Consider the following 12,870-nt stretch of genomic DNA (forward strand, 5'->3'; position numbering starts at 1 on the left):
GACGGGTGGGCACAGCCCGGAGCTGCCCCGGGCCCTCACAGCGCCCCGGGCCGAGCGCGGAGGTCACCGTTCCCCCGGGGAAACACCGTGGTGGCCGTCGGGTAACACCCGGCCCGCAGGCTGCGGGGCATGACCAGTCACTGCGGGAAGGGCCCGGCGCCCCGGGTCGTCGTGGTGGGGGCCGGGCTCGCCGGAGCCCGGCTCGCCGCGCGGCTCGGGGCGGACGCGCTGCTGATCGGGGAGGAACCGTACGCCCCGTACAACCGCGTCCTGCTCACGGACGTGCTCGCGGGCCGCCTCGCCCCCGAGGTGATCGCGCTGCCCGCCCCGGCCGCGCACCTGCGCACCCGGGCGGTGCGGATCGACCGCGCCGAGCGGGTGGTCCAGTGCGCGGACGGCTCCCGCGTGCCGTACGGGACGCTGGTGCTCGCCACCGGCGCGAACCCGGTCCTGCCCCCGCTGCGCGGCCTGTTCCCGCCGGGCGCCACGGACCTGCCCGGCGGCGTGCACGCGTTCCGGACCCTCGACGACTGCCTGGCGCTCTCGGCCGCGGTGACGCCGGGCTGCCGCGCCGTGGTCATCGGCGGCGGCCTGCTCGGCGTCTGCGCGGCCCGCGCGCTCGCCGACCGGGGCGCCCGGGTCGTGCTCGCCCAGCAGGGCGACCGGCTGATGGAGCGCCAGCTGGACCCGGCCGCCTCGCACCTGGTGCGCGAGCACCTGACGCGGCTCGGCGTGGAGGTGCACACCGAGTGCCGGGTGCGGGGCGTGCGCCAGAGCGAGGGCGCCGTGACGTCCGTCGAGCTCGCGGACGGGTTCGTGCTCGACACCGATCTGACCGTGCTCGCCTGCGGCGTCCGCCCCCGGGTCGGGCTCGCCCGGGCCGCGGGCCTCGACGTGCGCCGGGGCGTGGTCGTCGACGACGCCCTGCGCACCGCCGACCCCCGCGTCCACGCCGTCGGCGACTGCGCCGAGCACGCGGGCCGCGCGCCCTGTCTGGCCGCGCCCGCGCTCGACCAGGCCGACGCGCTGGCCGCGGCGCTCACCGCGCCTGGCTCCGCCCGCCCGTACACGGGCACCCGCTCGCTGACCCGGCTGACGCTCCCGCACGCCGAACGCCCCCTGGACGTCGCCGCGTTCGGGGAGCCCGACGCCCGCCCCGACGACGACGTGCTGCGGCTCGCGGACGCCACGCGCGGCACGTACCGCAAGGTCGTGGTGCGCGGCGACCGGCTCGTCGGCGGCGTCCTGCTCGGCGATCTCGCGGCGGTCGGCGCGCTCGCCCGCGCCTGGGAGGCGGACGAGCCCCTGCCGGACGACGGCGCCCCGCCGCTGCATCTGCTCACCCACGACGGAGGCCACTGACATGCCGCCCACCCTCGTCCTCGTCGGCCACGGCATGGTCGGCCAGCGCTTCCTGGAGGAGCTGGCCGAGCGCGGGGTCACCGCCACGCACCGCGTCCTCGTCCTGTGCGAGGAACCCCGCCCGGCCTACGACCGCGTCCAGCTCACCTCGTACTTCGCGGGCCGCACCCCCGACGAACTCTCCCTCACCGACCCGGAGTTCCTCGCCCGGCACGGCATCGAGCTGCGCGTGGACGACCCGGTCGAGCGCATCGACCGGCAGGCGCGCACGGTCACCGCGCGCTCCGGCTTCACGGTGGCGTACGACACGCTCGTGCTCGCCACCGGCTCGTACCCCTTCGTGCCGCCGGTGCCCGGCAGCGACACCACGGGCTGCTTCGTCTACCGCACCATCGAGGACGTCCTCGCCATCGAGGAGTACGCGACGAAGCACGCCACGACGGGCGCGGTGGTCGGCGGCGGACTGCTCGGCCTGGAGGCGGCGGGCGCGCTCCAGGGGCTCGGACTCGCCACGCACATCGTGGAGTTCGCGCCGCGCCTGATGCCCGCGCAGGTGGACGAGGGCGGCGGCGCGGCCCTCCTGCGCACCCTGACCGGCCGTGGCCTGAGCGTGCACACGGGCGTCGGCACGCAGGAGGTCGTCGCGTCGGACGAGGGCACGGTGGCGGCGATGCGCCTGTCCGACGGCTCGGAGCTCGCCACCGAGATGGTGGTGTTCTCCGCAGGCGTCCGCCCCCGCGACCAGCTGGCCCGCGACTGCGGCCTGCCGGTGGGCGAGCGCGGCGGGATCACCGTCGACGGCCTGTGCCGCACCGGCGACCCGGCGGTGTACGCGATCGGCGAGTGCGCGCAGGCCGCCGACGGCCGCGTGTACGGCCTGGTCGCGCCCGGGTACGAGATGGCGCGCACGGCCGCGGACGCCATCGCGTCCGGCACGGGGCAGGCGTTCACCGGCGCCGACCTGTCCACGAAGCTGAAGCTGCTCGACGTGGACGTCGCGTCGTTCGGCGACGCGCACGGGGCCGCCGAGGGCTGTCTCGACGTCGTCTACTCCGACTCGCGCTCGGGCACGTACAAGAAGCTGGTCGTCGGCGCGGGCGGGGAGCTGCTCGGCGGCGTCCTCGTCGGCGACGCGGAGGCGTACGGCACGCTGCGCGCGCTGACCGGGCAGGTGCCGCCGGTCCCCGCCGAGCAGCTGGTGCTCCCCGCGGGCGCGGGCGCGGCGCAGGCGCTCGGCCCCGAGGCGCTGCCCGGCGACGCGGTGATCTGCACCTGCCACAACGTCACGAAGGCCGCGATCCAGTCCTGCGCGACGCTGCCCGAGGTGAAGAAGTGCACCAAGGCCGGTACGGGCTGCGGCAGTTGCGTGCAGCTCATCGGCCGGCTCCTGCCGGACTCCGCCGACCAGGGGCTGTGCGGCTGCTTCCCGCACACCCGCGCCGAGCTGTACGAGATCGTCCGGGTCCGCCGCGTCACCTCGTACGCGGAGCTGCTCGACACCCACGGCCGCGAGGGCGCGCGCGGCGGCGAGGGCTGCGAGACGTGCAAGCCCGCCGTCGGCTCGATCATCGCCTCGCTGGCGCCCGCGATCGGCGTGGACGGCTACGTCCTCGACGGCGAGCAGGCGGCGCTCCAGGACACCAACGACCACTTCCTCGCCAACCTCCAGAAGAACGGCTCCTATTCGGTCGTGCCGCGCGTGCCCGGCGGTGAGATCACCCCGGAGAAGCTCATCGTGATCGGCGAGGTGGCGCGGGACTTCGGGCTCTACACGAAGATCACGGGCGGGCAGCGCATCGACCTGTTCGGGGCCCGGGTCGAGCAGCTGCCGCGGATCTGGGCGCGGCTCGTGGACGCGGGCTTCGAGTCCGGGCACGCGTACGGCAAGGCGCTGCGCACGGTGAAGTCCTGCGTCGGCTGGACCTGGTGCCGCTACGGCGTGCAGGACTCGGTGCGCATGGCCATCGACCTGGAGCTGCGCTACCGGGGCCTGCGCGCGCCGCACAAGCTGAAGTCGGCCGTGTCGGGCTGCGCGCGGGAGTGCGCGGAGGCCCGCTCGAAGGACTTCGGCGTCATCGCCACGTCCGGCGGCTGGAACCTGTACGTCGGCGGGAACGGCGGCGCGACCCCGCGCCACGGCGACCTGCTCGCGCAGGACCTGGACGACGCCGCCCTCGTGCGGCTGATCGACCGGTTCCTGATGTTCTACATCCGTACGGCGGACCGCCTGGAGCGCACCTCGACGTGGCTGGAGCGGATCGACGGCGGCGTCGAGCACCTGCGGGACGTCGTCGTGCACGACTCGCTGGGCCTGGGCGCGGAGCTCGAGGCGCTGATGGCCGAGCACGTGGCGCACTACCGCGACGAGTGGGCGGCCACCCTCGACGACCCCGAACGCCTCGCGCGCTTCGTGTCGTTCGTGAACGCGCCCGGGGCCCCCGACCCGACGGTGGCCTTCGTGCCGGAGCGCGAGCAGATCAAGCCGGACCTGCCCCTGCTGGCCATCGGCTCCCGCCGGGCCGCCGACCTGGAAGGAACCTCCGCGTGACGACGGCAACCGAGACGGCTACCGGTACGGCGACCGACACGAGTGTGCAGCTGCGGCTCGACGGGGGGTGGCTGACCGTGTGCGCCGCGTCCTGCCTCACGCCGGGGCGCGGGGTGGCCGTGCTGCTCCCCGACGGGCGGCGGCAGGCGGCGCTGTTCCTCGACCGGTCCGGGCGCGTGTACGCCATCGACAACCGCGACCCGTTCTCCGGCGCGACCGTGCTCTCGCGCGGCCTGCTCGGCTCGGCGGACGGCCGGGTGTTCGTGGCCTCGCCCCTGCTGAAGCAGCGCTTCGACCTGGTGACGGGGCAGTGCCTGGACGACGACGAGGTGCGGGTGGGGGTGTACGCGGCACGGCTCGGGGCCTAGTATTGGATCGCTCGGTCCAAAATGGGGGCCGGGTCCCGCCGCGCCCGCCTCCACAGGAGTCCGCCATGCCCGTCGCCTCCCGCAACCGCTTCACCGGCCGCACCGCCCTCGTCACCGGCGGCGGGTCCGGACTCGGCCGCGCCGTCGCGCTCGCCCTCGCCGCCGAGGGCGCGAACGTCGTCGTCGCCGGGCGCTCGCAGGCCCCGCTCAAGGAGACCGTCGCACTGATCGAGGAGGCCGACGGCACGGGGCTCGCGCACGTCGCCGACGTCGCGAGCGCCGCCGCGGTCCAGGCCCTGGTGCGGGCCGCCGTCGACCGCTTCGGCTCGCTCGACGTGGCGGTGAACAACGCGGGCGTCTTCAAGGGCGGCGCGCCCGTCGCCGAAATCTCCGAGGACGACTGGCGCACGCTGCTCGACGTCAACGTCAGCGGCGTGCTGTTCGCCCTCCAGGCCCAGGTGCGCCAGATGCGCGAGCAGCCGGGCGGCGGCGCCATCGTCAACATCGCCTCCAACCTGGGCGCCCACAAGCGCCGCCCGGGCATCGCCGGCTACGTCGCCTCCAAGGCCGCGGTGTCCGCCCTGACGCGCGCGGCCGCCCTCGACCACATCCAGGACGGCGTGCGCATCAACGCCGTGTCCCCCGGCGCGTCCGCCACCTCCATGTCGCTGCGGCCCGGCGAGAGCGAGGCGGACCGCGCCGCGCGCATGCGGAACGAGTCGCCGCTCGGCCGGATCGTGGACTCGGCGGAGATCGCGGCCGCGGTGCTGTACCTGGCGTCGGACGACGCGGCGTCGGTAGTGGGCACGGATCTCGTCGTGGACGGCGGGGCCTCTTCCTGACGTGGGCGTCTTCCTGACGTGGGCGTCTTGCGCGGGATATCGGCCTTCGGCCTCGTCCTCAAACGCCGGACGGGCTTGAATTCCGGCGTCCATTCCCTCCTACACTCGGCCGCGTCGGCTCGTCCCCGGACGCCGGACAGGCTTGAATTCCGGCGTCCATTCCCTCCTACACTCGGCCGCGTCGGCTCGTCCTCGAACGCCGGACGGGCTTGAATTCGCCGCTCGTCCGCCCTGCCGTTGCGGCGTACGCTCGCCCGCATGGGATGGACCGCCGCAGACATGCCCGATCTGAGCGGGCGCCACGCCGTGGTCACCGGGGCCAACAGCGGGCTCGGCTACTGCACGGCAAGGGAGTTGGCCCGGCACGGCGCGCGGGTGGTGCTCGCCTGCCGCAGCGAGACCCGCGGCGCCGAGGCCCTGGAGCGGCTGACCGCCGAGGTGCCGTCCGCCGACGCGGCGGTGTGGCGGCTCGACCTCGGAGACCTCGGCTCCGTACGGGAGTTCGCCGAGCGCCACGACCGCGAGCACGGCGGACGGCTCGACCTGCTCGTCAACAACGCGGGCGTGATGGCACTCCCCCATCGCCGCACCGTCGACGGGTTCGAGACGCAGTTCGGCGTCAACCACCTCGGGCACTTCGCGCTCACCGGGCTGCTCCTGCCGCAGCTGCTGCGGACGCCCGGCGCCCGCGTCGTCACCGTGTCCAGCATGCTCCACCTGCTCGCGAACGTGGACATGCGCGACCTCAACAGCGAGCGCCGCTACCGCCGCTGGCTCGTCTACGGCCGCTCCAAGACCGCGAACCTGCTGTTCACGCACGAGCTGGCGCGGCGCGTCGCGGCCGCGGGGGCCGACGTCGTCGCGGCCGCCGCGCACCCCGGCTACGCCTCGACGAACCTCCAGGCGGCCGGGCCCCGGATGGAGGGCCGCAAGGCGGCGGAGACGGTCATGGCGCTCGGCAACCGCCTCGTCGCCCAGCCCGCGGAGGCGGGGGCGCTGCCCACCCTTTACGCGGCCACGGCGCCCGGCGTGCGCCCGGACTCCTTCACCGGGCCGCGGCTGCTCAACTGGCGCGGCGCCCCCGCACCGTCCCTGCGCGCGAAGTGGACCTTCGACGACCGGGCCGCCGCCCGCCTGTGGGAGGCATCTGAGCAGCTGACGGGCGTGCGGTACGACGGCGCCCCGTAGGGGCGCGGGGCTGTCCCGATATGCGGCTCCGCCGCGCGGGCGCGACCAGCCACGCCCCACAGACAAAACACCGCGCCTCGGCCATGCATCAGCACATCCCGGACGCCTTGAACACCGCCTTCGCGCTCCCGCCGTCCAGGCGTGCCATGAGCCGGTCGAGTTCGGTCGCGCCGCAGCTCAGCAGCCCGCAGGCCCGGGCGGCACGAGCCCCCTCGTCCAGGCGGTGCAGCAGCAGCGGGTTCTCGGCCAGGACCCGCGGGTCGAACTCGACCCGGTGGCCGAGCGAGTCGCACAGGACGAGCCGCGCGGCGACGGTCTCGCTGACGTGGACGCTGGTCAGCAGGTTGGTGCACACGTGCCGCCGCCGCAGCGGGCCGCGCACCGCGAGCCAGCCGGGGCCCGCGGTGACCCGCGCCGGGTGCAGGATCACGTACAGGAGGACCGCGAGCGCAGCCCACAGGCCGACGCGGGGCGTGCTCAGCGTGCCCGCGCCCAGGTCGACGAGGACGATCAGGACGAGCAGGGCGAGCGAACAGAAGACGGCGGCCCGCAGGTCGGCCCCCCATCGCCGGTCGGTCACCACCTCGTCCCGCGTCGGCATCCGGTGTGTGCGCGTCCCCCCACGGACCGCGTCGCGGTGCGCCGTGGCCCGCGCCCTCCAGTCAAGTCCCATGGGCCGCACCGTAGAGCCGTGCCACGGGCCCGGACGCGCTGTTGACGTACCGCATACACATCCATGCCACACCTTGACGCGAAGCTGACAGCTCCCCTTAACAAGCCGTCAAGAAGCAGCTCACCCCCGCCAAAGAGCCGCCAAGAAGTGCCGCCGGGCCGGGTCCGCGCGCTGACGCTGAGGTCAGCCGCGTATTGGCCACCCCGTTCGAAAGGCACACACCATGACGACCGTCTCCGAGCGCCCCGGCGCCCCGGCCATCGAGGAGCCCCCCGATACCGGTTCCGGCGTCACGGACCCGGGCGACCGTCATCGCCTCACCGCGCTGCAGGGCCTGGCCGCCCTCTCCCTGGACGCCATGGCCTCCGTGGCCTACGGGCCCGAGGCCATCGTGCTCGTCCTCGCCGCCGCGGGCGGCCACGGCCTCGGCTTCACGCTGCCCGTGACCCTCGCGATCGCCGGACTGCTCGCCGTCCTCGTGGCCTCCTACCGCCAGGTCATCGCCGCCTTCCCCGACGGCGGCGGCTCCTACGCGGCCGCGAAGGCGCACCTGGGCCGCCGCTCGGGCCTGGTCGCGGCCGCGTCCCTCGTCCTGGACTACGTCCTGAACGTGGCCGTCGCCGTGACCGCCGGTGTGGCCGCCCTGACCTCCGCCTTCCCCGAGCTGTACGGCGACAGGCTGTGGCTGTGCCTGGGCGTCCTCGTGCTGATCACCGCGGTGAACCTGCGCGGCATCGTCGACTCGGCGCGGGTGTTCATCGTGCCGACCGCCGTGTTCGTGGGCGCCATCCTCACCATGGTCGCCGTCGGCCTGTTCCGGGACGGCCCGGTGTCCACCGAGGCCGCCGACGGCCATGCCTCCGCCCTCGCCGACAACGCCACCACGGTCGGCGCGCTGCTGCTGCTCAAGGCCTTCGCGTCCGGCTGCTCCGCGCTCACCGGCGTCGAGGCGATCGCCAACGCGGTGCCGTCCTTCCGCGCCCCGCGCGTCAAGCGGGCCCAGCACGCGGAGGTCGCGCTCGGCGCGCTGCTCGGCGTGATGCTGATCGGCCTGTCCGTCCTGATCTCCCGCTTCGGGCTCCAGCCCGTCGAGGGCGTCACCGTGCTCGCCCAGCTCACGGACGCCTCGCTCGGCCACAACTGGGCCTTCTACGTGGTGCAGTTCGCCACGGTGGTGCTGCTCGCCCTGTCCGCGAACACCTCCTTCGGCGGGCTGCCCGTCCTGATGAGCCTGCTGGCGCGGGACAACTACCTGCCGCACGTGTTCGCCCTCAAGGCCGACCGGCAGGTCCACCGCCACGGCGTGCTCGCGCTCGCCGTCGCGGGCGCGGCCCTGCTCGTCTTCTCCGGCGGCGACACCAACACCCTGGTGCCGCTCTTCGCGATCGGCGTCTTCGTCGGCTTCACGCTCTGCCAGACCGGCATGGTGCTCCACTGGCGCGCGGCGGGCAAACCCGCGAAGGCCTTCCTGAACGGCTTCGGCGCGGTCCTCACCGGCGTCTCGGCGATCGTCGTGACGGCCACCAAGTTCACCGAGGGCGCCTGGCTGATCGTGCTCGCGCTGCCCGCGATCGTGTGCGGCTTCGAGATCGTGCACCGGGCGTACGGGCGCATCGGCGAGGACCTCGGCCTGGGCCGCGTCCCCGAGCCGCCGCACCGCGACCACTCCCTGGTGATCGTGCCGGTGTCCGGCCTCTCCCGGCTCACCTGCGAGGCGCTCAACGCCGCCGTGTCCCTGGGCGACGAGGTCCGCGCGGTCACCGTCACCCACGAGGACCCCGAGGACCGCGCGGCCACCGCGTCCCTCCGGCGCGACTGGGAGCTGTGGAACCCCGGCGTCGACCTGGTGGAACTCCCCTCGGCCGCACGCACGGTCGGGCGGCCCGTCGCCGAGTACGTCCGCAAGGTGTACCAGTACCACCCCGGCACCCGGGTCACCGTCCTCATCCCCGAGGTCGAGCCCGCGCACCTGTGGCAGCGGCTCCTCCAGAACCAGCGCGGCGCCGTCCTCGCCCACGCGGTCCGCCGCGACACGGACGCGGTGATCTGCCGCCTCCGCTTCCGCCTGACGGCACGCAGGTAGCGCGCGTGCCGAAGGGGCGGCACCCTGTGCGGGGTGCCGCCCCTTCGCTGCCCGGGACGGGGGGTTCGCCGGGCAGGTCCTGGGAGTCGTACGGATCAGAAGTCGTACGGCTTGGCCGGGTTCCAGTTGGTCACGTCCGCGCTGGACCAGGTGAACTTCGACGGCACGCCCTTGGCGTCGAAGGCGTCCTGGCCGGTGCCGGGGCCGGTGTCGCCGGTCTGGTCGCGCAGCGCCACGGACAGGTCCGTCGAGGTGTGGCTCTTGCCGCCGCCGGTGAAGAGGTTCACGGCGGAGTAGACCTTGCCGCCGGGCTTGACCGTGATGCGGGCGGTGCCGCCGGGTGCGTCCTTGGCCGAGTGACCGAGGACGTTCACGCTCTTGCCGAGCATCACCGACGGGTACGAGGTGACCCAGCACGGCTTGGCGTCGGCGTTCGTCGCGGTGATCAGCAGGTGCTCGCCGCGCTGCTTCGCGAAGCGGTGCAGGACGGAGTACGACATCTCGTTGCCGTCGCACTGCCGGACGCTCGTGGAGCGCGTGGCCTCGACGGTGGTGCCGGAGCCCTTCGCGGCCGAGGCCGAACCGGAGCCGGAGGGACCGGCCTGGTCGCCGCCCGTCGCGGCCGAGCCGCTCGTCCCCGCGGACTGGTCCGACCGGCCCGAGGCCCCCGACTTCTCCGTCTTCTCCGTCTTCTGCGTGGTCTTTCCGGCCGAGGCGTCGCCGACCGTGCTGACCTCGTTCTTCCCGGCGCCGTTGTCGTCCGAGCTGCCGCAGGCGGTCAGGGACACGGCGAGGGCGGCGGTGGCCGCGGCGGCCAGGGCGGTGGTGCGGATGCGCGACGTACGCATGGTGGTTCCCCCAGGGTGCGGGTGGTGCTGGTCGGTGGTCCTCGCGGAGTCACCCCCGCTGTGCACACCACTTTCGTCGCCCCCGCTGGCGTTCCGCTTGCGCCCCGCTGATGTCCCGCTGACGCGCGTACGACCGCTCTCAGGTCTGGGCCGTGAGCCGCATGACGGCCGTGTCGTAGCGGGCCCGCAGGCCCACGTCGGCCGAGACGCGCAGCAGCGCGCCGAGCGCTCCGACCGCGCCCTCGTCGAAGCCGGACGCTTCCGCTTCGAGGGCCGCGGCGTCCAGGCGCCGGACTCCCTCCGCTTCGTCGCCCAGGCCGATCAGGGCCTCGCCTGCCGTGGTGAGGAGCAGCACCCGGGACGCCGCCGACGTCTGCGCGGGGATGCCGACGGCGAGGGCCGCGGTGGCCGTGTCGAGGGCCCGTCGCCACTGCTTGAGGGCCAGCAGATGGCGGGCGAGGTGGTGCAGGGCCAGGCGCTCGGTGTGCCGGTCGGCCGCCGTGCGCGCGAGGTCGGCGGCCCGCAGACAGCCCTCCGCCGCCTCGTCCGGGTCGCCGAGGGCGGCCTGGACGAGCGACAGGTTGATCAGCGCGGTCGCCTCGCCGGGCACGTCCTCCGCCCGCGCGGCGAGCTCGGTTGCGGCCTCCAGATGGGCCAGGGCGTCCCCGGTGCGGCCCTCCTCGGCGAGGACCCAGCCGAGCAGGGCCCGCACCCGCGCCTCGGCGCGGGCGTCGGCGTCGGCCCTCGCGGCGTCGAGCGCCGTCTCCAGGAGCGGCGCCCAGCCGTCCCGGTACCGCCACACGATGTGCGGCCACAGCGCGAGCACGAGCCGCCAGGTCCTGCCGTGCAGCCCGGCGGCGCGGGCCGCGGCCACCGCGAGGGTGAGGTCGTCGCGCTCGGCCGCGTACCAGGCCATGGCCTCCTCGCGGCCGCCGAACTCCCGTACGGCGGACGGCCGGTGGAAGTCCGCGGGCAGGTCGAAGCAGTCCTCCTCGCCGGGCTCGGCCGCGGCGACCGCGGCGAGCGCGGTGGCCACGAGGTGGTCGAGCACCCGGGGCACCGCGTCGGGCCCGGCGTCCAGGCCGCGGGCGTAGAGCCGCACGAGGTCGTGCAGCGACCAGCGCCCCGGCGCGGAGCGGGTGACGAGGTGGGCCGCGGCCAGGCGCTCCAGGGCGGCCGCGGCCGTCTGCGGATCGGTGCCCGCGAGGGCGGCGGCCGTGAACCGGTCGACGTGCGTGCCCGGGTGGCGGCCCAGATGGGCGAAGTGGTGCGCCACGTCGTCGGGGAGGCGGCGCACGGTGAGCCGCAGCGCCGCCCGTACGCCCGTGTCCTCCACGTCGAGCAGGCCCAAGCGGCGCGACTCGTCGGACAGTTCGGCGCTCATCGCGCCCAGGGACCAGTCCGGCTGGTCCGCGAGCCGGGCGGCGGCCACCCGCAGCGCGAGCGGAAGGCCGCCGCACAGCTCGGCCAGGCGCCGGGCGGCCACCGCCTCCGCGCGCACCCGCTCCTCGCCGAGGACCGCGGCGAGCAGGGCCGTGCCGTCGTCCGGTTCGAGGACGCCCACCGGCACCGGGCGGGCCGCGTCCGAGGCGATCAGGCCGCGCAGCCGGTACCGGCTCGTGACCACCGTGACGCAGCGGGCGCCGCCCGGCAGCAACTCTCTGACCTGCGCGGAGTCGCGGGCGTTGTCGAGGACGACGAGGAGCTGCCGGTCGGCGGCGAGCGAGCGGTACAGGGCGGAGGCGGCGCCGGCCGACTCCGGTATCCGGCGCGGCCCGACCCCGAGCGCCAGCAGGAACTCGCGCAGCACTTCGAGGTGGTCGGGCTCGCCCGTGTCGCTGAAGCCGCGCAGATCGGCGTAGAGCAGACCGCCGGGGAAGGCGGCGCGCTCGCGGTGTGCCCAGTGCACGGCGAGCGCCGTCTTGCCCACGCCCGCGGGCCCGGTCACCAGGCACACCGGCGCCTCGCCCGCGGCGGCGCGGGACAGCGCGGTGAGTTCGGCGCCGCGCCCGTGGAAGCCGCGGGGCATCCGGGGCAGCAGGTCGACGGGCGCGGGAGGCAGCGGCGCGAGCGCGGCCGGGGGCCGGGAGGGGGCGGCGGCCGGGGGCGCGGCCGGGGTGTCGCTGCCAGGAACCGCGTCGGTGCCGGTGTCGTCGTCCGCCCCGCGCAGCGCCGCCGCGTAGGCGTCCGCCAGCTCCCGGCCCGGGTCCACGCCCAGCTCGTCCGCGAGCAGCCGCCGGGTGCGGTGGAACCAGTCGAGCGCCTCCGAGCGGCGCCCGGCCCGCTGGAGCGCCCGCATCAGGGCGGCCGAGAGGGACTCGCGCAGCGGATGGGCTTCGGCCTCCGCGCGCAGGACGGCCGCCGCCCGGTGGTGCTCGCCCTGGCGCGCGTAGGCCGCGGCGAGCAGCTCCACGGAGGCGAGCCGGAGCTCTTCGAGGGCGTGCGCGGCGGCGAGCAGCGGCGGGCTCGGATAGGCGCCGGTCAGCGCGGGCCCCTGCCACAGCGACAGGGCCTCCTGGTACATGGCCACGGCGTCGCCCGGCGCGCGCTGCGAACGGGCGAGCGTCACCAGTTCCTCGAAGCGGTGGGCGTCGAGCAGCGACTCCGGCATCCGCAGGACGTACGCCGCGCCCCGCGTGACCAGCTCGACCCCGAACACCTCGGCGCCCGCGTCGGCCAGCAGCCTCCGCAGCCGCGACACATGGCCCTGGATGACGCTGCGGGCGCGCGGCGGCGGCTCGTCCTCCCACAGGGTGGCGGTCAGCTGCTCCACCGGAACGGGGCGGTTGGGCCGCAGGAGCAGGGCGGCGAGCAGGCTGCGCCGCTTGGCGGGGCCGAGGTGCAGCTCACCGGCCTCGGTGCCGACGGACACCGCTCCGAGCAGCCGGAACTCCACGTGCGCAACCTTCCAGCGACTTTCCGAGGGAAAGGATCAGTTTATCGGAGGGGCCTGCGTTG

Annotated in this window: 9 protein-coding genes; 6 read left to right on the plus strand and 3 right to left on the minus strand. The window is 75.2% G+C overall.

The genetic code is table 11. From position 1 onward, the window contains the following. Positions 1–129 precede the first annotated feature (129 nt). The 5 genes from IG74_RS0122460 (at position 130) to IG74_RS0122480 (ending at position 6,308) form a co-directional block, all read left to right on the plus strand. Positions 130–1,362 (plus strand): NAD(P)/FAD-dependent oxidoreductase, encoded by a 1,233-nt coding sequence (locus tag IG74_RS0122460; protein ID WP_030680127.1) that lies wholly within the window; start codon positions 130–132, stop codon positions 1,360–1,362. A 1-nt stretch (position 1,363) separates the two neighbouring features. Beyond that, the gene (nirB, locus tag IG74_RS0122465; protein WP_030680144.1) at positions 1,364–3,910 is read left to right on the plus strand and encodes a nitrite reductase large subunit NirB; all 2,547 of its coding nucleotides are present in this window, start codon (positions 1,364–1,366) and stop codon (positions 3,908–3,910) included. After that, positions 3,907–4,278: a nitrite reductase small subunit NirD gene (nirD, locus tag IG74_RS0122470; RefSeq protein WP_030680147.1), complete on the plus strand. Its 372-nt coding sequence runs from the start codon at positions 3,907–3,909 to the stop codon at positions 4,276–4,278. Before nirB ends, nirD begins: the two co-directional genes overlap by 4 nt. Positions 4,279–4,343: 65 nt before the next feature. Next, the gene (locus IG74_RS0122475; protein ID WP_030680148.1) at positions 4,344–5,120 is read left to right on the plus strand and encodes an SDR family NAD(P)-dependent oxidoreductase; all 777 of its coding nucleotides are present in this window, start codon (positions 4,344–4,346) and stop codon (positions 5,118–5,120) included. Between the two features lie 258 nt (positions 5,121–5,378). Next, positions 5,379–6,308, plus strand: a complete 930-nt coding sequence (locus tag IG74_RS0122480) for an oxidoreductase (RefSeq protein ID WP_030680150.1) — start codon at positions 5,379–5,381, stop codon at positions 6,306–6,308. A gap of 88 nt (positions 6,309–6,396) precedes the next feature. Here IG74_RS0122480 and IG74_RS0122485 read toward each other — a convergent pair whose 3' ends face one another. Further along, complete coding sequence (locus tag IG74_RS0122485; protein ID WP_234334410.1) at positions 6,397–6,981, minus strand: hypothetical protein; 585 nt, start codon at positions 6,979–6,981, stop codon at positions 6,397–6,399. A 223-nt stretch (positions 6,982–7,204) separates the two neighbouring features. Between IG74_RS0122485 and IG74_RS0122490 the strand changes: the two genes are divergently transcribed. Further along, complete coding sequence (locus IG74_RS0122490) at positions 7,205–9,064, plus strand: APC family permease (RefSeq protein ID WP_030680153.1); 1,860 nt, start codon at positions 7,205–7,207, stop codon at positions 9,062–9,064. Between the two features lie 95 nt (positions 9,065–9,159). Here IG74_RS0122490 and IG74_RS0122495 read toward each other — a convergent pair whose 3' ends face one another. Together IG74_RS0122495 and IG74_RS0122500 are read right to left on the minus strand one after the other, a co-directional pair. Continuing rightward, positions 9,160–9,912, minus strand: coding sequence for a DUF4232 domain-containing protein (locus tag IG74_RS0122495; protein ID WP_030680155.1), 753 nt, complete (start codon positions 9,910–9,912; stop codon positions 9,160–9,162). A gap of 139 nt (positions 9,913–10,051) precedes the next feature. Next, on the minus strand, positions 10,052–12,808 hold the full coding sequence (locus tag IG74_RS0122500; protein ID WP_030680159.1) for an AfsR/SARP family transcriptional regulator: 2,757 nt from the start codon (positions 12,806–12,808) through the stop codon (positions 10,052–10,054). Between the last annotated feature and the right edge of the window lie 62 nt (positions 12,809–12,870).

The organism is Streptomyces sp. NRRL B-1347 (genome assembly GCF_000720325.1).
Taxonomy (GTDB): domain Bacteria; phylum Actinomycetota; class Actinomycetes; order Streptomycetales; family Streptomycetaceae; genus Streptomyces.